This is a genomic window from Emergencia sp. JLR.KK010 (genome assembly GCF_037018265.1).
GTDB lineage: Bacteria > Bacillota > Clostridia > Peptostreptococcales > Anaerovoracaceae > Senimuribacter > Senimuribacter intestinalis.
The window spans coordinates 1,155,328-1,180,159 of sequence record NZ_CP143550.1 but is presented as its reverse complement, the minus strand read 5'-3'; the positions used below and the strand labels follow the sequence as shown (position 1 = coordinate 1,180,159).

Annotated in this window: 17 protein-coding genes; 5 read left to right on the top strand and 12 right to left on the bottom strand. The window is 41.7% G+C overall.

All coding sequences use genetic code 11. The features are described 5' to 3' along the window. Positions 1-192: 192 nt before the first annotated feature. Positions 193-3,270 (bottom strand): fibronectin type III domain-containing protein, encoded by a 3,078-nt coding sequence (locus V1225_RS05545; RefSeq protein WP_338547747.1) that lies wholly within the window; start codon positions 3,268-3,270, stop codon positions 193-195. A gap of 172 nt (positions 3,271-3,442) precedes the next feature. Here V1225_RS05545 and V1225_RS05540 point away from each other — a divergent pair, with 172 nt between their 5' ends. From V1225_RS05540 to V1225_RS05530, 3 genes are all read left to right on the top strand, one after another. Beyond that, the gene (locus V1225_RS05540; RefSeq protein ID WP_251616369.1) at positions 3,443-3,784 is read left to right on the top strand and encodes a type II toxin-antitoxin system RelB/DinJ family antitoxin; all 342 of its coding nucleotides are present in this window, start codon (positions 3,443-3,445) and stop codon (positions 3,782-3,784) included. Then, a complete protein-coding gene (locus V1225_RS05535; RefSeq protein ID WP_338547746.1) occupies positions 3,777-4,364 on the top strand; it encodes a Fic family protein in 588 nt (195 codons plus the stop codon). The genes V1225_RS05540 and V1225_RS05535 overlap by 8 nt, the downstream gene beginning before the upstream one ends. A 344-nt stretch (positions 4,365-4,708) precedes the next feature. After that, positions 4,709-6,103, top strand: a complete 1,395-nt coding sequence (locus V1225_RS05530; RefSeq protein ID WP_338547745.1) for an ATP-binding protein — start codon at positions 4,709-4,711, stop codon at positions 6,101-6,103. 219 nt (positions 6,104-6,322) lie between these two features. On the opposite strand, the gene V1225_RS05525 is transcribed toward V1225_RS05530, so the two are convergent. Next, positions 6,323-8,635 carry a cation:proton antiporter gene (locus V1225_RS05525; RefSeq protein WP_338547744.1) on the bottom strand — a complete coding sequence of 771 codons (2,313 nt, stop codon included), beginning with the start codon at positions 8,633-8,635 and terminating at the stop codon, positions 6,323-6,325. Between the two features lie 345 nt (positions 8,636-8,980). Here V1225_RS05525 and V1225_RS05520 point away from each other — a divergent pair, with 345 nt between their 5' ends. Next, positions 8,981-10,105 carry a hypothetical protein gene (locus tag V1225_RS05520; protein ID WP_338547743.1) on the top strand — a complete coding sequence of 375 codons (1,125 nt, stop codon included), beginning with the start codon at positions 8,981-8,983 and terminating at the stop codon, positions 10,103-10,105. 58 nt (positions 10,106-10,163) lie between these two features. Here the strand turns inward: V1225_RS05520 and V1225_RS05515 are convergent, their stop codons facing one another. Beyond that, positions 10,164-12,416, bottom strand: a complete 2,253-nt coding sequence (locus V1225_RS05515) for a fibronectin type III domain-containing protein (RefSeq protein WP_338547742.1) — start codon at positions 12,414-12,416, stop codon at positions 10,164-10,166. A gap of 232 nt (positions 12,417-12,648) precedes the next feature. Further along, entirely contained in the window at positions 12,649-15,324 is a 2,676-nt protein-coding gene (locus V1225_RS05510) for a fibronectin type III domain-containing protein (RefSeq protein ID WP_338547741.1), read from the bottom strand. Between the two features lie 710 nt (positions 15,325-16,034). Between V1225_RS05510 and V1225_RS05505 the strand changes: the two genes are divergently transcribed. Next, the gene (locus V1225_RS05505; protein ID WP_160203177.1) at positions 16,035-16,304 is read left to right on the top strand and encodes a helix-turn-helix transcriptional regulator; all 270 of its coding nucleotides are present in this window, start codon (positions 16,035-16,037) and stop codon (positions 16,302-16,304) included. Between the two features lie 132 nt (positions 16,305-16,436). Here V1225_RS05505 and groL read toward each other — a convergent pair whose 3' ends face one another. The 8 genes from groL to V1225_RS05465 all read right to left on the bottom strand — a co-directional run bounded on the left by groL (position 16,437) and on the right by V1225_RS05465 (position 24,831). Beyond that, complete coding sequence (groL, locus tag V1225_RS05500; RefSeq protein ID WP_160203176.1) at positions 16,437-18,068, bottom strand: chaperonin GroEL; 1,632 nt, start codon at positions 18,066-18,068, stop codon at positions 16,437-16,439. Positions 18,069-18,092: 24 nt separating this feature from the next. After that, positions 18,093-18,371, bottom strand: a complete 279-nt coding sequence (locus tag V1225_RS05495) for a co-chaperone GroES (RefSeq protein ID WP_160203175.1) — start codon at positions 18,369-18,371, stop codon at positions 18,093-18,095. A gap of 314 nt (positions 18,372-18,685) precedes the next feature. Further along, positions 18,686-19,432, bottom strand: coding sequence for a creatininase family protein (locus V1225_RS05490; RefSeq protein WP_160203174.1), 747 nt, complete (start codon positions 19,430-19,432; stop codon positions 18,686-18,688). 14 nt (positions 19,433-19,446) lie between these two features. After that, positions 19,447-20,970, bottom strand: a complete 1,524-nt coding sequence (locus V1225_RS05485; RefSeq protein ID WP_160203173.1) for an ABC transporter substrate-binding protein — start codon at positions 20,968-20,970, stop codon at positions 19,447-19,449. 1 nt (position 20,971) lies between these two features. Next, positions 20,972-21,958, bottom strand: coding sequence for an oligopeptide/dipeptide ABC transporter ATP-binding protein (locus V1225_RS05480; RefSeq protein ID WP_160203172.1), 987 nt, complete (start codon positions 21,956-21,958; stop codon positions 20,972-20,974). 4 nt (positions 21,959-21,962) lie between these two features. Beyond that, entirely contained in the window at positions 21,963-22,949 is a 987-nt protein-coding gene (locus V1225_RS05475) for an ABC transporter ATP-binding protein (protein ID WP_161909489.1), read from the bottom strand. Between the two features lie 18 nt (positions 22,950-22,967). Continuing rightward, a complete protein-coding gene (locus V1225_RS05470) occupies positions 22,968-23,873 on the bottom strand; it encodes an ABC transporter permease (protein WP_243151117.1) in 906 nt (301 codons plus the stop codon). Further along, a complete protein-coding gene (locus V1225_RS05465; RefSeq protein WP_160203170.1) occupies positions 23,848-24,831 on the bottom strand; it encodes an ABC transporter permease in 984 nt (327 codons plus the stop codon). Before V1225_RS05465 ends, V1225_RS05470 begins: the two co-directional genes overlap by 26 nt. Position 24,832: the final 1 nt, after the last annotated feature.

The following is a 24,832-nucleotide window of genomic DNA, read 5'->3' as shown; positions in this document are numbered from 1 at the left end:
AAAAAAGTTCTAAAAGTACTACACTGGTACTAAAAAATATGATGGTAGTTTTGCATAAACTGTTATGGTCATAATTTGTTTTAGTATAGATGAAACATGTCAGCTAATATAATTTCTTGATATAAAAAATATATACATTAAAAGAAGGTCGGATGAAACCGACCCTCTTTGCTTGTAATCGTTATTAGGATACTATTTAGCTACTCTATAAGCTTTGTTAGACCACTGTGTGTAATACTTTTTACCATCAATGACTCTGACACCGCGTACTTTGTAGTAGTATCTGGTGCCTTTTTTCAGGCTCTTCGTGTTCTTGTAAGATTTTGCAGTACCATCTTTTGTAGTAAAGTAAGGTTTTGTGCCATATCCGCTGCTCTTTTTTGTGGATCTGTATACTTCATAGTAATCCACCTTGTAACCAGCAGATTTCTTCCAGGTCACTTTGATTGCACCTTTTACTGCGGTGGAGGAAGCGGTTAAAGAAGTACCTCTTACGCCAGCAATCAGTCTGTCATTGTTTACTTCCGCAGCAAGGGTTTCCAGAGACAACAGTTTTGCGTACATTTCAGCGCTAATAGTTGTTTCGCCAAGAGCGTCATAAGCTTCTCTTGCAGCTTTAATTGCTTCTACATCTAATGGCTTTGCAGTCGGATCAATCTTTGCGATCATTGTTTCTACTGCGGCAACTTCTAAATCAGTGAAGTCAAAGACATATACAGTATTGACATCGCCAGTAACAATTGCACGGTCACCATAATTTTCAATATAAGCGTCAATTAATCCGCAAGCAGCTTCTACTGCAGCTTTTTCATCTAATGTGATTTTTCCATCTTTCAGGATAGCAGCAACAGCATCTGTAATTGCTTCTGCGTCAATTGCCTTAATACCGCTTACCAGTGTTGCAAGAAGAGAATCTCTCAGTGCAGTAGCGTCATAGCCTACAAATGCAGCATATTCCTTAAATGTGTCTACCTTTGACTGCAGATCCAGAATTGCAGCTTTGCTTTCTGCTGTAACTGGAACTTTAACTGCCAGGATTGCTGTATTCAGTGCAGCGACTTCTGCATCTAAAGCAGCAGTGGACTTAAGTCCGTTAACAGTTTTAACTGCTTCGTCATAGATAGTTTTCATTTCATCTAATGTGTAAGCGGCGTAGAGACCGTCATTCTTAGCATCAGTACCAATCAGCTTTGCTTTTAAGTCATCAGCAGAAATGTCAAAGTCTACATCAAAGGTAGCACCATATCTAGCAACTTTTGCATCAATTAACAATCCAAGTTCTACGGTATATTCAGCGATTTTTGCAGTGTATGCGGTGTCTCTCTGCGCAGCTTCTCTATCAGCCAATGTCAGTACAGCGTCATATTTAGTGTAGCCTGCAAGGAATGCTTCATCAACTGCTTCTACAGTTTTCGCAGCTCTGATTGCAGCTTTTGTATCAGCGATAATGCCCTGAACTTTTGCAAGTTTTTCTGTATCGTAGGTTGTGTCATTTGCAGTCCAACCAGCTACAACTTTGTAAATTTTCTTATTGAATTCAACAGTCGCACTTGCATCATCAGTACCAAGTACTCTGTTCATTTCAGCTTTTACAAGATCATAGTTTGGATTTACAACCAGTTCAATTGCTTTTACAGCAGCTTTGTCAGCAGCGTCATATACAGCGGCAATCTTTGCAGCCAGCTCTGCTGCTACCATATCTTTGTCATACATTGGCTTACCATCAAAACCAGTCATCTGATTGAGAAGATCTGCACGATTCTGCAACTCAACAACTTTTGCAGCTTTTACAACTGCTAATTCTTTTGCTGTAGCATCAACTGGGAATGCAGCAGCAATTTCAGATGCTTTGATGGTTCCATTCTTTTCAAAGAACGTTTCTACTTTATCCAGTTTGTAGTTCTTGATCTGATTTGTATATACATCCTCTACTGCTTTGTAATCTTTGTCTAAGGCAGCCAGTGCAGCTTGCGCTTCTGCCAGCTGCTTTTTTTCGGCAGCAGTCAGCGTGGTTCCCTGTGCTTCTTTTCTCTGCAAGTCTCTGATAACTGTGGAGAAAGTTGCATATTCTGTATTTTTCAGGTCGGCTAAGTGGGACTTCATTGCAGAAGTGATTCTTTCTTTACCTTTTTCTAAATCTTCTTTATCCCATGCTTCATCCTGAATGGTAGGAACAGTACCGATTTTATCTGTGATATTGGTTTTAAAGAAAGCGTCAGCATCTTTAATCGCGCCGATTTTTGTCGCAATCGCACTTTCATCATCTGCTGCAACAATATCTTTATCAGCTAATGCTTTTTTTGCTGCATCCAGGACGGCCTTTACTCTTGCCTGATAGCTGTAATAGCCAGCGCCAGATAATGCAAAAGCAGCTGCTTCTGCATCATCCAGATAATAATCAGAGTTCTGATCTGCGTCAGATGGAATGTTATCGCTGTATTTGGTTACATCCACTTTATCAAGTAAAGCAGTGACTTCTGCTTTCTGAATTGCATGTTCAGCAGTCAGAAGCGCTTTGCCATATTTGCCGTCTGCATCATCATCAATTAGCGCCTTTACTTCAGCAGCCGTATCATACTTTAGATACTCTGTGTTGACAGCAGTTTCATAAGCTAATTTTTCAGCAGCAGTAAATCCAGCAAAAGTACTGCCTGCAGTATTTTTCTTGTACCACTTGCCTTTCTTTACAACGTACGTAGCGCTGCTATCATAAGTTGCATTAGAATCCTCTATTTTTGTTACATTACCGTCAGCTTTAGTATAAATTCCAGTTGCAACTGCTGCCTGCAGTGTAGCGTCATCTGTTATACCTGTTGCTGGGTCAAAAGCATTGTCTACAGTAGCTGCAGTGGTGCCTTTGTCATCCGTATACAGATCTGCCGCCCAGACATCTGTTTCTACATAGCTAACAGTAGTGCCTGCTGCTTTTTCAATTGCGTCAGCTTTCTGTTCGTCTGCGACAGCATTAATTTTAGCTGCAATATCTTTAAAAATCTTATCGATTTCTTTTTCAACAGCAGCTTTTGATAATGTAACGCCTTCAATTTCAACCTGATTAGCATCATAGTTTGCTAAGAAGTTTGCTTTAACAGCGTTGAGCATATCAACATTTTTCTGTGCCTGTGCATATATTGCAGTTTCCACTTCACTTAACGTGTATGTAGGATCTGCTTGTGCATTTACGGTTACGCCAGCAGCTGCAAACGAAGAGCCTACGGTATAAGTGAAGACAACTGACAATGCAAGAAGCACTGTTAAAAATTTCTTCATTTTAAGAATTCCTCCCTCTTTTTTGTTCTTTTTTTAAGATTATAGTTATACGCCTTTTTGCGCAAAACTCATAAATGAAATGATAGTTCACAATGAACTTGAGAATTGCTAAAATAATGGTATATACAATGCAATGACGATGTAGTATAATATAAGCAAAGGAGGCGATGTGATGGCAAATACAGGATTAATACAAATTCGTGCAGCAGAAGAGGATAAAAAACAGGCAAGCGAGATTTTGGAAAAATTAGGAACAAATCTATCGGCCGTTGTTAATATGATGTTAAAACAAATTATTCTGACGGAGAGTATTCCGTTCGAGGTTGCTTTGCACCCTGCCAAGCAAAAAGTAACGATATCAGCTATTGATGCAGTAAATGCTACAATGGCATTGGAGGGTTTCAATTTAAACGCTGATGATATAGATTTGCTGGAATATTATAGTAGAAATGCTGAAAAGGGTGATGAAATTCGGAAAAAGATTCTGAATGAACTGAGGGTAGATAATGAATGATAAAAAATACTGCTATCCTCAAAGTAATGTATTAATTAATAAGTTATCTATTCACAATGCGGAGAGGCTTGCTGAAGCGGAGAAGAAACTCACAATGTTGCGTCTTTTGGAATTGCAGTATGAACCTGTTGAAGGCGAGTTGGACTTTGCTCATTTGTGCGAAATACACAGATACATTTTTCAGGATGTATATGAATGGGCGGGTCAATTGAGAACAGTAGATATTGCAAAAGGAAATATGTTTTGCAAATCGGAATTTTTACGAGAAAATGGTGAGCAACTATTCTTAAAGCTGAAAGAAGAAAATTATTGTGAAAATCTTCCGTTGGATATGTTTGTTAATAGATTGGCATATTTTTTCTCGAAGATAAATGCGCTCCATCCTTTCCGGGAGGGTAATGGAAGAGCACAACGTGAATTTATTCGAGTGGCTGCATTAAACGCAGGGTATCTGATAGATTTCAGTCGTATAACCCAAGAGGATATGATATATGCGAGTAAGGAGTCTTTTTTATGTAACTACCGTCCTATGCAAAAGCTGCTTTCGAAGTGCATTTTTAAATCGGGGGATATATATTAGCATTAAATGCGTATGAAAAGAAGGTCGGGCAAGCCGACCTTCTTGATGTTTTGGATAGGTGAATCACCAATTATTTAGCAATTCTGTAAGATTTTTGGAGTTTTGAATCTGAGGGGATATCAAAGTCTTTAATAAATGCTTTATTTCAAATAGAAAAGCAGCATACTAAAACTAAAAAGCATGAGATATATTTTAAGATGTTTCTTCACACGGATTATAAACTGTGCTAAATGTTTTGTGAGTAATGATTTCCTACTGGACTTTAAATCAATCATATGTTAAAATATGATCAGTTATAACTTAGTAAGTTAAGACTGAGCAAATATCGAATTGGGAGATTACAAATGTTTATTGGACGAAAATATGAGCTGGATAAACTCAATCAACTTTACGCTACAGATCGTTTTGAGTTTGCTGTAATTTATGGTAGACGACGCGTGGGTAAATCAACTTTGATTAAAGAGTTTTGCAAAGATAAAAAGGCAATCTATTACATGGGAATGGAGGCAGCAAGCCAAAGCAATATAGACAGCCTTTCTGCAGCGATATGGGATTTTGAGGGGCGGAAGCTGCCTGCGCCTTCTTATGGCTCTTATGAGGCACTTTTCGACTACATTGATACTATTTCAGATGAAAGAATTATTCTTGCAATTGATGAGTATCCTTATTTGGCAGAGGATTACCAGGCGTTGTCATCACTTCTGCAAAAACACATTGATATGAAGTGGAAGGATTCAAAACTGATGTTGATTTTATGCGGCTCATCGATGAGCTTCATGGAAAATCAGGTTTTAGGCTATAAAAGTCCACTGTATGGACGCAGAACTGCCCAATTTCGAATGGAAGCATTCCGCTATTATGAACTTAAGGAATTCGGCTGGGATTATACGGAAGAGGAACTGGCACTTATTTATGGAATCACAGGAGGAATTGCGGAATATGTGAGCTTTATTGATGGAACTCGCACCGTGAAAGAAAACATTCTGAATATGTATTTGGATCAGGCTGGCAGAATGTTTGAAGAACCCAGCAATTTGATGAAACAGGAACTTAGGGAACCAAGGATGTACCATACGATTCTTGGGAGCATTGCATCAGGCAGCAGTACGCTAAATGAAATTGCAGGAAAAGCCAGAGAGTCTACTGCGTCTTGCGCCTATCATCTGAATGCCCTGCAAGCGTTGGATATTGTTAAAAAAGAAACTCCTGCGGGGGAAAAGGAGTCTTCGCGAAAAACGATTTACCGAATTAAAGACTCTGCATTCCGCTTTTGGTTTCGGTTTGTTTTCCCTTATCAGACCTTTGTTGTCAATGGAAACGGAGAATATGTTTATGAGAATTTTGTAAAACCTTTTTTATCTTCATTCATGGGTACGGTATTTGAAGACATGTGTTTGTCCTATTTAATGCACCCGGAAACATTGTTAAAAGTACCGTTTCCTTACAGTGAGGCTGGAAGATGGTGGGGAAATAATCCAAGAGAAAAAAGACAGGAAGAAATTGATATTTGCGCATTGGGCGCAGATGCGATCTTGCTTTGCGAATGTAAATGGCGCAATGAGCCTGTTAAATTGCCCGTTTTAGAAAATCTACGCAGACAAGGTGGATTGTTCCACCAAAGCCAAAAATATTATTGGTTGTTTTCTAAATCATTGTTTAGCGAGTCTGTACTAAGTGCGTGTAATGCGGACGATGATGTAAAATGCATCAGCCTTTCTGAGATGTATCAAATAGATTAAAAGACGAACATGACAATATGAAAAGAAGGTCGGGCGAGCCGACCTTCTTGATTTTTTGGATAGGTGAATCACCAATTATTTAGCATTTCTGTAAGCCTTGTTGGATTAGTCAGAGTAGTATTTTACACAAGTGACAACTTTATAAGTACTTACATTCTTTAGGTGCTTGGTATTTTTGTAAGTATTCTTTAGTTTCTTTTCCTGCGTTTAAAGATGGAATTATCTATCAGTCCTTGAAAGAGGTCTGAAATCCGCTGCCTCAGCTGTTTCAACAGATTCGGCAACGATAACGCTCACGTTATGGTTGGAACCCATGACCCAGATGATGTCCTCCTTGGTAATTAGAGTATTGATATCAGGCATGATAATCGGGTAGCCGCTTTGCTGTACGCCCAGCACCATGCAGTGGAACTTTTCTCGAATATTACCGTTCTTAAGGGTTTTTCCGGCATAAGATTCATTGCCGGTCACCTTGATTGCACAGACAGACAGCGCATTGTCAGCGTCAGGATAGTCTGTCTCCATAAACTTCTTTAGGGTTCTAGGAGGTTTAGAAGGCTTCATTTGTACCAGACGATAAAAGTTTTCGATGGACTTTAAATCTCCAACGACAAAGACTTTATCGCCTGCGGCAATGGTAGCCTTAGGTTCCGGTAAAATAATGTGCTTGCCATGATGGCGGATTTTAACAACATATACGTTATATACTTTCCCCCATTGCAGATCAGCCAGGTGCTTACCGAGAAAATCTGCTGACTCCGGCGCAATTAAGGAAATAATATGAAGTTCCGTATCCAGCCAGGACTGGTGCAGCCCTTTTTCTTCTTCGGCCTCAATCAATCTTTCGTTCAGATTGCGAAGAAACTGAGTTTCCAGTCTGAGGTAAGCCGTTGAGAGAAAGTTGCTTTTTCCGGCAATGAGCACTGCGATAATAATAAAGATAAATAGGTATGCAGGATTGATTTCGAACAATACGCTAATTGGAATCATGGCAATTGTTGCAGTCAATATAACGCGAACGGCTGCCAATACGATTAGTGGTAGTCTATTTGCCCTTTTTTTGAGCCATAGAGAGGTGAAAAGAGCATTGCCGGGGTTCAGCATAGGTCTTACAAAAATCGCTATGACGAAGAAAATTATAGCGCAGGTAGCGATGCTCGCTGAAAGTGGAGTGAGTGTTTCTGCTAAAAACGGATAAATGCCTTCGATACCAATCATGACAGCAACAAGCATGATGACACTATAAAGTGCTGTTCTGGAAACAAATTTTCGGATATATTCATTCCAGTCTGTATCTTTATCATCATCAGTCTGGTCGCTGGAAGTATACTGGTGCAGCTTTTGAAGAAGACTCTCTGGAAGTTTTCTCTGCAAAAGGTCAGTAACGCTACTGGAATTTTTAATTAAAAATGGTGTTAAAAACGTAGTTATCACTGCAGCAGATACGATAATCGGATAGAGGTTTTCTTCCATCACACCAAGGCTGACGCCCAGTGCCGCAATGATAAAAGAAAATTCCCCAATTGGCGCCAGACTGAAACCGCTTTTTACGGCAGTGTTTAAGGTTTGACCGGATAACAGCATGCCGACTGTGGCAAAAATCAGTTTTGCAATGACCGCAACTACAGTAATTACTGCAATGATGGGAGCATAGTTTACAATAGCATGGGGATCAACTTTCATGCCGACGGACAGAAAGAAGAAAGACACGAACATATCCTTAACGCCGCCGGTAAGATGTTCCACTCGTTCAACATGAATGGTGCCCGCAAGAAGAGAGCCTGCAAGAAAAGCGCCCAACTCTGAAGAAAATCCCAGAAAGTTGGCAATCATAACCATACCAAAGCAAAGTCCTAATGATAAAATAAGAAGCATTTCATCATTCATCACCTTGATGACTTTGTTCAGGAAGGTTGGGAGTAAATAAATGCCGAGAAGCAGCCAAACAACCAGATAGCAGACCATCAGTGCCAGACTGATCATCAACTCTTTGCCTGCAACGCTCTGGCTGACAGAGATAGTGGATAGAACCACCATCATAAAAATGCCCACGATGTCTTCAATAACCAGAGTGCCCATAACTAGTTGGGAATACTTTTGTCCTTTGATTTCCAGTTCTTCAAAGCTTTTTTGTATGACAGCGGTAGAACTGATGGAAAGCATACAGCCCAAAAAAAGACTGCTGATGACGGAAAAACCCATCAGGATACCGACTAGGTATCCTGTCAGCATGACGCCGCCCATCTTTATAATGGCAGAGATGACTGCCGTTCCGCCCAGTTTTGCAAGCTTATGCAGATTAAATTCAAGTCCAATGTGAAACATCAGAATAATAACTCCGATTTCACTCCATAGATTAATGGAATCGATGTCTTCTACATTGAAAAATAAAGGAAAGTACGGGCTAATAAGAAAGCCCGCCAGAATATAACCTAGAATCAAAGGCTGTTTGATTTTTTTAAATAAAATTGTGATAAGACCGGCAGTAAGCAGCATGACGGCTAAATCAGTAATCATGTCAGGTGTGTGCATGAATCAAACCTCCTTTTGTATAAAATTTGTATACTATTATTATATATGAAAAACTTTCGGGGAAAAAGAAATTATTGTGAAAAAGGGGCGTGAAATTATAAAATCAGTAAAAAGTTTAATCTGTAATTGCTTTGTGTGAGGATACTGCAAAGGGATATCTGCAGCATTGCTGGATCATCTATACCGGCTTCAAAGAGAGCATTTTCTCATTTCTAACTGTATAATGACTGCATCTTGTTCACTGTATTATGAAGAAAAATGCAGATGAGTGATGAATTATCATTAAAAATATGATATACTAAAAATACAATTTCGAATAAACTTTATTACCGAGAGAAGGTCTCCATGAATTACACGCTTATGAATAAAGAGCGTCCTATCCTGACGTTTTCTACTTTTAAAACTGAATATGGTACAACCAAGGCGAAGAATGTAAAAATTCTGGAGCCGGACGGACTTCCCGCTGCATATGACGGCAGCATAATTCGGTTTATTGAACGGCGTAAAGCTCCTAAGCACCGCAAATATATCCGGGGCATTTTGAAACAGCTGGGAGCAGAGGATATTGACGGCTTTATTAAAGTCAGCCGGGGTGCATCTTTGAATGATACCTTCTGGGTAAGAAATGATGAAGAACCTCTGGTATGGAAGCAGGTTTCTCTTTACCATAATGATTTTGACGAAAATATCGCACGAATTGCTTTTGAAGGCGGTTCCGGCAGTCTCAGCACAACGACACCGGAACTTTCCGTAGACGGTAACTATGCGAAATGCTGGATTCGTGAGAATGAACAGCTTTTTCTTCTGAAGCGGGGCAGCGAGACTCACGGGCAGGAGGTTTTCGCCGAGTACTATGCTTCGCAGCTGGCAGAGGCTTTCTGCGCTGATTCTGTTAAATATGATTTAGTAAGTCACCACGGACACCTTGCTAATAAGTGCGGGATTTTCACCAGCGAGGAAGTAGGATTTTCTCAGATGACATATCATGTGGAAAATCCCCAGTCGGTTTCTGTCCAAGAGGCGCTGGCGGTGATGGAAAAATGTGGCCATGGTGAGCATTTCAGGCGAATGATGGTACTGGATGCACTGATTCTCAATATTGACCGCCATTTGGGGAATTTTGGACTTTTGGTGAACAATGACACTCTAAAACCTATAGGGATGGCTCCAGTGTTTGATCATAACCGATCTATGCTGTTTCATATGGATGATGACCGTTTTATGAGACAGAATATGGATTGTCTGATAGATATTTATCCGCGCCTTATGGGGGAATTCAATATCAACGCTAACGATATGCTGACAGACGAAATTCGAAGTGACCTGAAAAATCTTTCCGGCTTTGCGTTTATTCCTCACGAGAAGTACAACTGGCCGAAGGTGAGACTGGAAAAATATCAGAAGTTTATGGACACGCAAATTGACCGCATACTGAAACGAGAGAAGCTGTTTATCAGCAGTTTTGAGTAATGTATAGCAGGTAAAAGGCACCGTAACCTAAAGTTGCGGTGCCTTTTATAATTGCGTTTTATTTTACTTTAACCTTCTTTACTGTTGTCCAGTTGCCCCAGACTTTGGTGCCGTCGGCTAAAGTCTTGTAGGAACGAACTTTTACGTAGTAGGTAGTACCCGGTTTCAGATTTTTCAGGGTAACGTAAGTTGTCTTATATCCATTATCCTTATGAGTGATGTATTTATCTTTGTAGCTTCCGCTGCGACCGTATTTTACCTGATACTTGGTAGCACCGTCAACCTTTGTGATGGTGACTTTTGCCTGACCTTTTGCCGGCGTAGTGATTTTGAAAGTCGGCTTTTTAGGTTTTACGGTAACGTATACGCTCTTCACTTCAGGATTGAATTTAACATCATTGGTAGTTTTTACTGTAATAACAGCTTTACCTGTACCTTCGATTGTAACGGTTCCGTTTGCAGATACTGTTGCAACGGTTGGGTCGCTGGTTTCGTAAGTGATAACGCCATCGCCGTTAGTAGTAGCACCCAGATTGAAATCCGCACTGGTCAGGTATTTGGTGTAATAAGTATAGTCAGTAGTCAGTTCCTGTGTCTTACCATTAATAGTAAAGTTTACATTCTTAGTACCGGAATAGTTGCCAATACCTTCGATTACTGCAGTAGCAGTACCGCTGTTTTTGTTGTTTTTGTAGGTTACTTTGTAATCGGTTCCATTTACCAGCTTAATCGTGCCGTTGTAAAGGGTAACAGCAGGCTTGTGTTCGGTTCCTGTGTACTGATAGGTGGTCTGGGACAGGGTTGCCGTGAAACCGGAAATATCCTGACCTAAAATTTTGAAGGTTTTATAAACAGAGCCGGAGTAGTTGCCGATACCGTAGATATATACAGTTGCTGTACCGATGTTGGTGTTATTTAGGTAAGTAACTGTATAGTCAGTGCCTTTTACTAAAGTGCGTCCGCCGCAAGCTACGCTGACAGAAGGTTCAATTGCTTTGCCGCCGTTGAACGGTGCACTTGCCGGTAAGGTGACTGTTGCATCTTTATCGTTAAGTGCCTTTGGTGTAATGCTGTAAGTGAACTCAGCTGCAACACCGCCGTAATTGCCGATACCTACAACCTGTACTTTTTTGTTTGCTTCAACTTTGGAGCTGGTATCATAAACCAGTTTATAGTCTACACCTTCACGGTATTTGGAAGAGGATGTAACTAATACCTCAGGTTTGATTACGCTTCCTGTATACTCATAAGAAGTCTGCAGCAGTGAGAAAGCATTAGCTGTCAGACTGTCTTTTACTGCGTAAGTTCTTGTAATCTGACCTTCGTAGTTGTTGATACCGTCAATATAGACTGTGGCAGTACCTTTCAGGTCATAGTTAGCATAAGATAGTGTATAGTCCTGTCCTTCAACCAGTGTTTTAGCACCATCTTTGATGACTGGTTTTGGAACGACATTTACTACCTGATTATCAATTGGTGCAACAGTGACATAGGAAATGGACTTTGGCAGGATGTTAAAAGTCTTGGTTAAGGTGCCTGCATAATCGCCTTTGCCTGTAACAGTTACTGTTGCATTACCGCCTACGTTGATATTATCGCTATAGGTAACTGTGTAGTTTGTGCTGCTCAAAATATTATTGTTGGAGTCTTTTACTACAACAGCCGGAGCTTTTGCAGTTCCATCATAGCGCTGGTCAGCAATCGGCTGAATTGCATAATTTGCAGTACTGAGATCTGTACCGCCATTTACTCTGATGCTTCTGGTTCCTGTATAGTTGCCTTTCCCTGTAATGGTAACCTGCTGTGCACCTTTGACTACCTTGGCATCAGCAGCTGCAGTGATTTCGTAATCGGTGCCTTTAACAAGGGGAACGCTGCCGTTCTTCAAGGTGAACTGCAGAGCAGAAATGTTAGTTCCGACAGCAACTGTCGGTGGAACAGTCAATGTAACATTATTGATGTTCTGCTGTTTAATCTCGAAAGTTAGTACGTTGTTTATGTTGGAGCCAGTCTTAATTTCGTATGGGACATCTGCACCAGTTCTCATAGTTACAGTTGCTGAGGCATTGGTTCCAACAGCAGTGTTATTGGACCATGCAACATCATAATATAATGATGAAACCGTGGTGTTGCCTGCCTTTACTACGATGGCAGGGCGAATTTCACTGCCGGTATAGGTATATGCTGCATTTGGATTTTCGAAAGCGATACTTGTGATCGCAGTCTTGCTGGCATCGTCAGCAAACGCCATACCCGGCATCATACAGAGTATCATCATGACAGACAGCATGATTGCTAATATCTTTTTCATAATCTCTCTTCCTTTCTGTGTCAGTACTTTTTTTCTTTGTATAGTACAAGCTGTTAGGCTTACTATAGATAAATACATTATATCATGGCTTGTACAAAAAAGATATAAGTTATTGGTAAGATTAAGAAACTTTAAGAAACATTACCGGTTTGTTTCAGGTGTTTAAAAAAAGCGAAGGTCGGAAAATCCGACCTTCGCTTAAAGGATAGCTGTATTTGAGTTATTATCCCAATTATTTAGCGACTCTGTAAGCCTTGTTGGACCAGTCAGAGTAGTATTTCACGCCATCAACAACTTTGTAAGCTCTTACTTTGTAGTAGTATCTGGTTCCCTTTTTCAGGGACTTGGTATTCTTGTAAGATTTCTTAGTGTTTTTGTCAGTGGTGTAGAATGCTTTGTTTGTGAATCCGCTGTTCTTCTTTACGGATCTGAATACTTCATATCCGTCAGCAGCAGCAACATCGCCTTTTACAGTCCATTTTACAGTGATGGAACCTTTTTTAGCGGTAGAGGATGCTGTAATCTTCAGGGATTCTACAGCTTTGATTTCATTTGCCTTCAGCTGTGCTTCAGCATAGAATAATTTGTCAGCATTTACAATCTGAGCTTTTGCATCATATGGTTCAGAAGCATCGGTGTATTCTTCAACAAATGCATCATAAGCAGCTCTTGCAGCTTCAATATCGGTTCTTGCAGCGTTTGCGGAAAGTGCCGCAATTTTTGCTTCTACATCAGCTTTTACAGCTGCTCTTACTGCTTTCTGATAGTTTTCTACAGTTGCAGCGATTGCGTTAACTGCAGTGTCTTTGGATAAATCGCCGTACATGTCTGTACCATACAGTGCATCCAGTGCGTCTGCAACAGCTTTTACAGCTGCTTTATCAGCTGTAGTAACCTTGCTCAGTGCAGGCAGTGCAGCAATCTGATCATTGAGTGCTTTGATTTCTAAAGCCTTTACTGCATTGATTGCTGCAGTCAGTCTACTTTCATTGGAAACAGTCTGACCCATCTCTTTTGCAGTTTCGACTAATTTATTTGCTGCTTCTACAGCTGCTTTATCAGTCAGTGCGATTCTGTTAGGAATGTCGTTTACAGCTTTTTCAGCAGCAGCTTTTGCATCTTTCTTTTCTTTTACGGAAGGAAGTGCAGCCGCCATTGCTTTTGCGTCAGCTAACAGTGCCTGGATTTCAGCAGTAGTTCTTGCGCCTTTTTCACCGTAGAAGTTAGCCAAATCATCAGTCGTGAACTCTCTGTAAGCGTCGCTCCACTTATTCACATCGGCGTTTACCACCTGATCCATGTGAGCCTGTACTTTTTCAAGTTCTTTTGCATATCCTGCTAAGGCTTTAATTGCTGATTTTACTGCAGCAGCGTCTTTTACGTCAGAGATATCAACATCTTCGTTTTCAAGCACCTCTTTTACCTGCTTTTCGTTTGTGCAAGCATTGATTTTAGCAAGCTTTAACGCATATCTTGCTTTAATTTCTTCAGTCTCTTTATCATAGTAAGTTTTTTCTGCAAGTTTTGCGTCTCTTTCTGCCTCTACAGCAGCAACTGCTTTTGCCTTAATCCAAGCGATATCTTCGGTCTTGTTTTCAGCGCCAACGATTAAGTCGGTATCTTTTACGGTTTCGCCGGTGCGACCATAAAGCTTTGCTTTTGCAGCAGCAAGATTTTCGTCAATTTTAGCAGCGATGTACTTTAAGGAACCATCTTTTTCTACCTGCAGTTTGTAAGCTGCGGCAGCCTGCTCTAAAGCATTGTATTTTGCTACCAAATCACGGTTTGCAGTACCAGCTGTTAATGCAGTAACTGTAATCGGGGCAGTAGTAGCCAGGTCAATTTTGAACAGTTCTACTTCCAGATATGCGTCTTTTTCAGCAACTTTTGCATCGAAGTCTGCTTTTGTGTCAGTTCCTGCATTGTAAGCGTTTAATGCGTCTTTGTAGAATTCAGATGCATTTGCCTGCGCCTGTGCCTTTGCAGCTAATTTAGCAGCTTCTAAAGAAGCGTTATCGTTCTTTAAATCATCCTTTGTCTTAAATTCTGAAGCAGCCAGTTTGTAAGTAAGGATGATTTCTACACCATCAAGACCTGTGTAGGAGTCAGCTTTCACAATTTTGTTAGTAGAAATCAAATCCTGCAATGCAACGATTTTTTCTTTTACTTTATCTGCAGTTAAATCTTCTACATCTAAAGTAATTTTCTTAGCGGAAGATACCAGTTCATCTTTTGCTGCTTTTGCTGCTTTTGCATAAGATACTGGGAATGCAGCAGTTGGATCCATGATATCATCTGTATACAGAGTTAAATCAATTTTATCCAGCTCTGCTAAAACTCTTGCCTGTTCGATTGGAAATACAAGTTTCAGAGTGTCCAGCAGATAAGCAGTCTGTCCGTTGGAAGTTACTAAAGCTGTAAATTCAGCAGTAGTATCAGCGTCTCCGACTTTCATGTCTTTGTATTCCTTGCTGTTTGCTTCAAGAACTGCTGTGTCGGCAAGGTCAGCTTTGATTGTAGCAATGTCTTTTGCATCAAGTGCTGTTTTCCCTGCTTCATCAGCAGCGCCATAAGCAACCTTTAACTGATAAGATGTAATCTCTAATACTTTTGCATAGTCACCATAAACCTGATTTGCGATTGTTTCGTAAACGGATTTAGGAATGGTAACTGTTCCTTTTGCTAAGTTTTCAGTGTATTCGTTTGCCAGTTTCTTTACTGTGTCGCTCTTTGCATTTTCCAGATCGTTCGCTAACTGTCTGGTTGCTTCTGTCAATTTCTGTTCGTAAGAAAGTCCAGTAGGTGTTGAACCTTCAACAGCATCAGCTGCAAAAACAGAGCCAACAGCACTGAAGCTATAAGTGAAGACAACTGACAATGCAAGAAGCACTGTTAAAAATTTCTTCATTTTAAGAATTCCTCCCTCTTTTTTGTTCTTTTTTTAAGATTATAGTTATACGCCTTTTTGCGCAAAACTCATAAATGAAATGATAGTTCACAATGAGTATAACTCAAACACCCCAATCTTGGCAAGCATTTTTTCTACTTTTTGGAAAAAATATTCCCAAAAAAGGCTTTTGGGTTAAGGATAAAGCCTTTCGAATCAACGCACGACCGTGATTGTTTGTACTTGATTTACACAACACTATTTACGATTATTTCATTTGTCCACATTATAACACATCTCGTTTCGATTTCCAATAGTAAATTGTGGAATGCCAGCAATTTTTCTACTATATCATGTGCTCACTTACGCAGCTAAAATCGACAAAAACCGCTGATTTTAGCCATTTTCTCTATTTCATACTTCTATAATTTCCCTCAACATTACCAATAAATTTCTCTTTTTTTCTTGGTACTAAATTAAAAAGTGGGTTCAATCAGCTTGATTTTCCAATCTTTTTAGCGAAAATTTCTCCATTTTAGGCTCGCCTTTTCTCTCTCTGCTGTACTCCCTTTCCTCTTCTATCAGACCGTCCTTCATTCTCTCCAAAGTATGAGGCATCTAATCGTCCATAATAGGTCAAATCGACCTATTATCCATTTTTTATTCCGCCCTATGTTATATCTATATATCTACCACGGATTAATCAACACAAAAAACGAAGGAGGAAAATTATGAACATGAACGATTTAAAGTTAGCTATGGGTGAACGTATACGTCTCGCTCGTGAAAGCAAGCACTTGTCCCGTGCGCAGCTCGCAGAGCTTGTTCACCTATCGACAAAATTTATTTCTGATATTGAAAACGGCGCAAAAGGAATGTCTCTTAAAAACTTTATACTGATAACGCAAGCTTTAGATACCCCAGCTGACTATCTGCTTTTCGGAAGTATGCAGTCGCCTCCCTCTGAACTGTGCAGCGAACCGAATCCCGACCAGAAATAAGCGTCAGCTTTTATGACCCGTTTAAAGAACTTACATTTGCTGCATCCCGCTTTCTTGCCAAAAGAGAAGACATCCCACAACACGCAAGATGTCTTCTCTTTCTTACAACATTATATATCCGGCTTCAGCAGATTACATCATGCCGCCCATGCCGCCTCCTGGCATACCTGCAGGCATAGCCGGAGCATCCTCTTTGATATCTACGATACCTGCTTCTGTAGTCAGAAGCATTGCGGAAGCAGAAGCTGCATTCTGCAGTGCAGAACGAGTCACTTTTACAGGGTCTACGATACCTGCTTCAATCATATCTACATACTCTTCAGTAGCTGCATTAAATCCGTATCCAACCTTCTGCTTCTTAACCTCAGCAACAACTACGCTGCCTTCAAAGCCTGCGTTTTCGGCAATCTGTCTAACTGGCTCTTCCAGCGCTCTTTCGATAATCTTTGCACCGGTTCTTTCGTCGCCTTCCAATGTATCTACATACTTGGATACTGCGTCGATTGCACTGCAAAGCGCTACACCGCCGCCTGCAACAATACCTTCTTCTACTGCTGCCTTGGTTGCGTTCAGTGCGTCCTCGATTCTCAGCTTTCTTTCCTTCAGTTCAGTTTCTGTAGCTGCACCAACTTTGATTACAGCAACACCGCCGGACAGCTTAGCCAATCTTTCCTGGAGTTTTTCTTTATCAAATTCAGATTCAGTTTCCTCAATCTGCTTCTTAATGGAGTTGATTCTTGCTGTAATGTCAGCTTTTTCACCTGCACCATTTACGATAACAGTGGAATCCTTGTCAACTTTAACAGTTGCAGCCTGACCCAGCATATCTAAAGTAGCTTCCTTTAGGTCATAGCCAACTTCTTCGCTGATTACTACGCCTCCTGTCAGTACAGCGATATCTTCCATCATAGCCTTTCTTCTATCACCAAAGCCAGGTGCCTTAACAGCAACGCAGTCGATGGTTCCTCTCAGCTTGTTGAGTACCAGTGTAGTCAGTGCTTCACCTTCTACGTCTTCTGCAACGATTAAGAGCTTTCTTCCCATCTTAACAACCTGTTCCAAAAGCGGAAGCAATTCCTGAATATTGCTGATTTTCTTATCTGTTAACAGAATCAGTGGATTTTCCATCACTGCTTCCATCTTTTCTGTGTCGCTTACCATATATGCGGACAGGTAACCTCTGTCGAACTGCATACCTTCTACTACATCTAAAGTGGTGCCCAGTGACTTTGCTTCTTCAACAGTGATAACGCCGTCATTTCCGACTTTTTCCATTGCTTCTGCAATCAGTGCGCCGATGTTTTCGTCTGCAGCAGAAACAGAAGCAACCTGTGCGATACTTTCCTTGGTTTCTACTTTCTTAGAAATTGTAGCAATTTTTTCTACAGCAGTTTCTACTGCACCCTGAATACCTCTCTTCAGAACCATAGGGTTTGCGCCTGCTGCTACATTCTTAAATCCTTCTTTAATAATGATCTGTGCCAGCAGTGTTGCAGTAGTAGTTCCGTCACCTGCAACGTCATTGGTCTTGGTTGCAACTTCTTTAACAAGCTGTGCACCCATATTTTCTACTGCATCTTCCAGTTCAATTTCTCTTGCGATAGTCACACCGTCGTTGGTGATTAGCGGAGAACCGAAAGATTTATTAATCAGGACATTTCTACCCTTAGGTCCCAGTGTAATCTTTACAGTATCTGCCAATTTATCCACGCCAGCCTGCAGTTTTCTTCTGGCGTCTTCTCCATAATATAAATCTTTTGCCATTTTACTTTACCTCCCAAACAAAAATTATTCTACTGTTGCCAGAATGTCTGCCTGGCTCATGATAGTATATTCCTCACCGTCATATTTAATTTCAGTGCCAGCATACTTGGAGAATACAACCTTATCTCCTGCCTTTACTTCCATCGGTTCGTCCTTGGTTCCAGGACCTACAGCTACGACTTCTGCCATCTGCGGTTTTTCCTTTGCTGCGCTGGCAAGAATGATGCCGCCCTGTGTTTTCTCTTCGGCTTCTAACTTCTTAATCACAACTCTGCTGCCCAGCGGCTTGATTCCAAAACTCATTTTCTCTACCTCCTGATATATATTTATCTAATTTTTATTCGATCCGTTATTAGCACTCAATCAAAACGAGTGCTAATCACTTTCTTTATTGTAGGTCTTTCTGCCCTCAATGTCAATATATTTTCCAAATTTTTTTATGTGTTTTTGGTGAAATTTTCCTTTACTCTCTCCGATTCTATTTTGGTCCGATATTTCCAAAATATGCACAAAAGCTCTTCCATATACTATATCCTATAAAAGGTGCCTCTCACGTAAATATAAGGAAGCGTTCTTTCTTCTCGAAAGAACGCTTCTCTGGAACAATTATGAGAGCTTTATCTCACTTCTGCCTTACGAAAGGCTTCTATAAAATTCGCAATGTAATCTGCTACTTTCGTGAGCATTTCCACGCCCCATTGCTGCGTAGCTTCTTTTGGATCATCTGGACCAATCCAGCCATTAGACGTGTACTTTATAACATCTCGAGGCACAGGAATGCCAATGCCGCCAAATTCTATTCTGTCAAATCCCATGGTTGGAAAATCTGCGCCCAAATCATCAATCAGTTCCTGCCCACGCATATGGTCAAAATACACCAGATTCGGATTTATTGCCAGCATTGCCGCGGTTTCCTCTCCACCACCGTGGCCGCCTGCCCACGCAGCATTGAGCTGGCCTGCCATAATCCACCAGTTCAACTGCACACCAAGCGCCCCTTTGCGGCTTAATTCAATGCACACGCGATTTAAAGTCGGGATATTGCCGCCATGACCGTTGAGGAACAAAATTTTCTTTGCTCCATGCGCTAGCAATCCATCGGTAATACGTGTCAGCAGCTGATACATACAGTCTTCGCCCAAGGACACAGTGCCCGAGAAACTAGTCATATCCTCACATACACCATAAGGGATTCCCGGTGCAGCAGCTATTTCAACCCGTTCCTCTATCATAGACAGTAATTTTTCCGGAATCATAGTGTCAACTCCCAGTACATTGTGGCTGCCATGGCTTTCCAAACATCCAATCGTCAAAATCACCATGTCATTTTTCTGAAAGTAAGACTCCGTTTGCCAATATGTCATTTCCGCAAGTCTCATTATTCTGTTACCTCAACATTACGCAGGCGATGGTATCCATTAGGATCCGGCGCAAAGCCGCTTACTTTCTTTGAAGCGCCCACATTGACACTCTCATAGTACAGCGGTGCATACGGTGACAAGTCTCCCAGCAATTCTTCCAGCTGATCATAATACTCTTGTCTTTTTTCCGGTTCAGCAGTTTCTCTTGCTGCAATGACCAACTTATCTACATCTTTATTTTTCAGGAAAGCATCGTTTCCAGGATAACCTGTCTGTGTAGAGTGCAGCAGTGAATAATAAGTATAGTCAGCATCACCTGTTACGCATACCCAACCTGCAAATGAAAGTTCATGTGAGCCAGTGCCCAGCTCGTCAAGCCATGTACCAAATTCCTTTGTTTGAATGCTTACTTCAATACCAATCTCCTTCAGCTGGCTCTGAATAACCTGACATATTTCATTTTTTACAGAATCATCTGTTACTGACAGAGTACAGGAGAATCCATCGGGATAGCCTGCATCAGCCATCAGTTCTTTCGCCTTCTCGATATTATGTTCATACTTCTGAATCTTTGCAGAGAAACCAAAGGTACTTGGCGGAATAACAGAATCTGCAGGCTCTCCCGCACCATACAGCATGGTTTCTACGATAGCTTCCTTGTCAATGGCATATCTGATTGCCTGTCTGACTCTCTCGTCAGCAAACTTCTCGTTGGTTTCGTTAATAGTCAGATAGGAAACACTCTGAGAAGGACCTTTGAACATCTGCAGGTTCTCATCTTCTTCTACACGCTTAGAATCATTAGCGGAAACGTTGTAAGCCAGATCAGCCTCACCAGTTTCAATCGCAATAACTCTCTGAGAAGCTTCCGGCACTACTTTCATAACCAGGTTCTGTGTCTTCGGTGCTCCCTGGAAGTAGTCAGGATTTGCCTCCAGTTTAGCGTACTCGCCCTGTTTCCATTCTACGAACTTGTACGCGCCGGTGCCAATCGGGTTCAGCGCAAATGCATCCTCATCTGCCTCTACTGCATGCTGCGGCACGATAGCGGTAAAAGGTACAGTCAGTGCAGATAGCAACGGAGAATACGGTTCCTTCGTCTTCACGATTACAGTATAGTCATCCTTTTTCTCAACTTCACTGATTGCGTCTACAACATAGGAAACATAGTTGGATTCTCTGGCTCTATTCAGAGAAAATACTACATCGTCTGCCGTCATAGCCTCACCATCGTGAAACTTCACATCCTGGCGCAGCTTGAATTCATAAGTTCTCTCATCCAGCTGTTCAAAGCTCTCTGCAAGCAGAGGCGCCGGTTCGTTGTTCTCGTCCATAGTTAACAGTGTGTCAAAAATCTGACTTGTTACAGTAACTGCCGGTGTTTCTTTGCCTACATGTGGATCCAGAGATGTGACGTCTGCAGCTTGTACCCAGGTCAAGGTGTCTTTCGCTGCACCGCCGGACTCTTCGCCGCCACCGCCGCAGGCTGCTGCTGTCAGCGCAAGACATAGCACCAGCACTAAGGTTAATACTTTTTTCATTTTAAACTTCCTCCTTCAGATTATTTATTTCGTGAACGCGTACACAGGCAGTAAAATGACCGGGTTCGCTTTCCACCAAAGGGATGTCCTGACCAAAGCAGGCTTCTGTCGCATAATTGCACCTTCCCGCAAAGCGGCAGCCAGGTTTCGGTTCAATCGGTGAACTGATTTCACCTTTCAAAATAATTCTTTCCATCTGTATGTCTGGATCCGGAACCGGAATCGCAGACAGAAGGGCCTTAGTATATGGATGTAGCGGTTTTGAGAAGAGCTGCTTCACATCGCAGTATTCCACCACCGTTCCTAAATACATTACCATGATTTTATCTGCTAAATGTTTGACAACAGATAAATCATGTGTGATAAACATATACGTCAAACCCATATCACGCTGCAAATCCTGCATCAAATTCAGAATCTGTGCCTGGATAGAAACATCCAAAGCCGAAACAGGCTCATCACAAACGATAAATTGCGGATTCAGTGACAAAGCTCTGGCAATACCGATACGCTGCCTTCTTCCGCCATCCAGTTCGTGTGGATAAGAATTAACAAAACGCTGCGCCAGACCTACCAAATCCATCATTTCGCGAACCTTTTGCTCCAAGGCTGCTTTGTCATTCTTTTTAATCACACCCTGAATCGTCAAAGGTAATGCAATCGACTGACTTACCGTCATACGAGGATTTAAAGAGGAGAATGGGTCCTGAAAAATCAGCTGCATGTCCTTCTTCAGTTCCTTCATCTCATTCTTGTTGTACTTTAGAATATTTTTTCCGTGAAACAGCACTTCTCCCGATGTTGGCTCATGTAAACGCAAAACCGCTCTGCCAAGAGTGGATTTTCCACAGCCTGACTCTCCAACAACTCCCAGCGTCTCTCCTTTTGCAATATCAAAAGTCACATCATCTACTGCATGAAGCTGCCCGGCTGGCGTTGCAAAATACTTCTTCAGGTGCTTGACTTCAAGTAATTTTTCTTTACTCATCTCATCACGCTCCTTTCCATGCGTCTTTTTCTGCGCCAAAGCGATGACAGCAAACACTGTGTCCCTGCGTTAATTCCACAGGTTCCGGTGTCTTACAAGCACATACGTCTTTAGCATATTTACATCTTGGATGGAATCTGCAGCCCTCTGGTAAATTAGCTGGATCTGGCATCAGTCCTTCAATCGGCTGCAGCCGGTCTGTGTCCTCATTCAGCTTCGGAATCGAATCAAACAACCCTTCCGTATAAGGATGCACCCCGTTTTTAAACACATCGCGCAAGGTTCCCTGTTCTACAATCTCTCCAGCATACATGATTGCTACATATTCACAGTTTTGCGCTACTACTCCTAAATCGTGTGTGATAAGAAGCATGGATGTGCCTAGCTTACTTCTCAAATTCTTAATCAGATCCAGTACCTGCGCCTGTATCGTCACATCCAGTGCTGTAGTGGGTTCATCTGCTACCAGTAAATTCGGATTGCATGCCAGTGCTATGGCAATCACAACCCTTTGTTTCATTCCGCCAGAAAACTGATGCGGATATTCCTCTGCACGACTAGGATCAATACCAACCAGCGCTAACATTTCTCGCATTTTTTGATCCGCCTCTTCAGCAGATACTTTTTCATGTACAGCAATTACCTCTGAAATCTGTTTCCCCACAGTCATGACAGGATTCAACGCTGTCATCGGATCCTGAAAGATCATAGAAATTTCGTTTCCTCTAATCTTATACATATCCTCTTCACTAATCTCAGTAAGATTTTTCCCGTGATACAGAATTTCTCCGCCCACAATCCGACCCGGCGGCCACTGTATCAGTCGCAGGATAGCTTTCGCCAACGTTGTCTTTCCTGCACCAGTCTCCCCAACAAGTCCAACTGCAGCTCCCTGCGGTATATTCAGATTGACAGAATTAACTGCTCTTATGATGCCATCCTCGGTTTCATACCGTACAATCAAATCTTTGATTTCTAAAATATTATCCATAAACTTTTCTTCCTTACGTTAATTCTTCAGTTTCGGATCCAATGCGTCGCGCAGACCGTCTCCAATGATATTCAAAGCCAAAATTGTGACCAAAATCACCAGCCCTGGAAATACTGTGATATGCCATGCGTCTCTGATATAACCCCTGGCATTGGTAAGCATTGCACCCCACTCAGGAAGTGGCGGCTGAATGCCTAGCCCTAAGAATGATAAGCCTGCAATAGACAGAATCGCACCAGCAATCGCCATAGTCACCTCAACAATCAATGGCGCCATAGCATTAGGCAAAATTTGCTGGAAGATGATCTTTCTGTCCGATGCGCCCACTGCCTTTGCTGCTTCAATAAATTCTCTTTCTCGAATTGTCATTACAGATGCTCTCGTAATGCGGGCAAATTCTGGTACATATCCAATCGCGATAGATATCAATACGTTGACTAATCCCGGTCCCAATGCTGCTACGATAGCAATTGCCAGCAGCATATAAGGCAGAGAAAGCACAACATCCATCAGACGCATGATTACATTATCCACACGTCCTCCATAATAGCCTGCTACCGCACCGATAACAATTCCTACGATACCAGCTGCAAGAACTGCAGCAATACTCATAAATAAAGAGTATCTGGTTCCCCATAAAATACGCAGAAGGATATCTCGTCCGAACTCATCCAGCCCCAGGATATGTGAACTGCTTGGCGGTTCAAACCGCTGCGTCAGGTTTTGACTGATTACCAGTGTATCGTAGATGGAGTCGTTGGTGACCCAGTCAATCACTAAAGTGATAATTCCAATTAACGCCAGACATAGAAGAAAAATCAAACTGATAACGGCCATCTTGTTCTTCTTGAATCGTCTCCAGGCATCCGCCCACAAAGTTCTGGCTTTTACTGTGCCGCTATTGTTTTGCAAAACGTTTTCCAAGTCTTTTTCCTCCTCCCACGCTCTTGTATTGTGCTTTAATTCTTGGATCAACAAATGCGTACAGAATGTCCACCAGCAAATTGACCACAGAATACATCAGCGCCAGGAACATTGCAGATCCTAATACCATAGGCATGTCCTTGGCTTTGATAGATTCTACCATGAATCGTCCCAGTCCCGGCCACGAGAAGATGGTTTCTGTCAGTGCTGCACCGCCAAGCAACATACCAAACTGCAGTCCAATCACTGTTACGATTGGAATCAGAGCATTTTTGAACATATGATTTTTCGTAATATATCCTTCCTTCAGACCTTTAGATCGCGCCGTATCTATGTAATCCTGCCGCATGGATTCCAGCATGCTGGAACGTGTCATACGCATAATGCTGGCTGCACAGCCTGTCCCAAGAGTCAGCGCCGGGAGAATTAAACTCGGCAGCAGCGCCATCCCTTCTCCCATACCTGATGCCGGAAGCCAGCCCAAGCTCAGTGAGAAAAACATAACCAACAGAAGACCCAGCCAAAAGTTCGGCATAGCTACACCGATTAATCCTAATACAGTAGCGATATTATCTACCCACGTATATTGCTTTTTCGCTGATAAAATGCCAATTGGAACACCTATCAGAATCGCTACAAGAATACCGGCAATAGATAGAATCACCGTATTGGGAAAGTACCCCAGTACCTGCGGCAATACTTCCAGCTGGCTCTTCCAAGAAGTCCCAAAATCGCCTTTTAGTGCGTCAGTCATATAATCGAAATAACGCACAAACAGATTATGGTCCAGCCCTAACTCTTCTCGCATCGCCTGAACTGCTGACTCAGATGCCTGCTGTCCCAGTATCATACGAGTCGGATCACCTGGAGAAACAGCCAGGATGAAAAATACCAGAAATGATACACCGATTAATACCGGTATCATCATCAGTAATCGTTTCAAGACATATTTGTACACG

Excerpts from the sequence above, each read along its gene's own strand:
- V1225_RS05545 (WP_338547747.1), bottom strand. The coding sequence starts at position 3,270 with ATGAAGAAATTTTTAACAGTGCTTCTTGCATTGTCAGTTGTCTTCACT.
- V1225_RS05540 (WP_251616369.1), top strand. The coding sequence starts at position 3,443 with ATGGCAAATACAGGATTAATACAAATTCGTGCAGCAGAAGAGGATAAA.
- V1225_RS05535 (WP_338547746.1), top strand. The coding sequence starts at position 3,777 with ATGAATGATAAAAAATACTGCTATCCTCAAAGTAATGTATTAATTAAT.
- V1225_RS05530 (WP_338547745.1), top strand. The coding sequence starts at position 4,709 with ATGTTTATTGGACGAAAATATGAGCTGGATAAACTCAATCAACTTTAC.
- V1225_RS05525 (WP_338547744.1), bottom strand. The coding sequence starts at position 8,635 with ATGCACACACCTGACATGATTACTGATTTAGCCGTCATGCTGCTTACT.
- V1225_RS05520 (WP_338547743.1), top strand. The coding sequence starts at position 8,981 with ATGAATTACACGCTTATGAATAAAGAGCGTCCTATCCTGACGTTTTCT.
- V1225_RS05515 (WP_338547742.1), bottom strand. The coding sequence starts at position 12,416 with ATGAAAAAGATATTAGCAATCATGCTGTCTGTCATGATGATACTCTGT.
- V1225_RS05510 (WP_338547741.1), bottom strand. The coding sequence starts at position 15,324 with ATGAAGAAATTTTTAACAGTGCTTCTTGCATTGTCAGTTGTCTTCACT.
- V1225_RS05505 (WP_160203177.1), top strand. The coding sequence starts at position 16,035 with ATGAACATGAACGATTTAAAGTTAGCTATGGGTGAACGTATACGTCTC.
- groL (WP_160203176.1), bottom strand. The coding sequence starts at position 18,068 with ATGGCAAAAGATTTATATTATGGAGAAGACGCCAGAAGAAAACTGCAG.
- V1225_RS05495 (WP_160203175.1), bottom strand. The coding sequence starts at position 18,371 with ATGAGTTTTGGAATCAAGCCGCTGGGCAGCAGAGTTGTGATTAAGAAG.
- V1225_RS05490 (WP_160203174.1), bottom strand. The coding sequence starts at position 19,432 with ATGACATATTGGCAAACGGAGTCTTACTTTCAGAAAAATGACATGGTG.
- V1225_RS05485 (WP_160203173.1), bottom strand. The coding sequence starts at position 20,970 with ATGAAAAAAGTATTAACCTTAGTGCTGGTGCTATGTCTTGCGCTGACA.
- V1225_RS05480 (WP_160203172.1), bottom strand. The coding sequence starts at position 21,958 with ATGAGTAAAGAAAAATTACTTGAAGTCAAGCACCTGAAGAAGTATTTT.
- V1225_RS05475 (WP_161909489.1), bottom strand. The coding sequence starts at position 22,949 with ATGGATAATATTTTAGAAATCAAAGATTTGATTGTACGGTATGAAACC.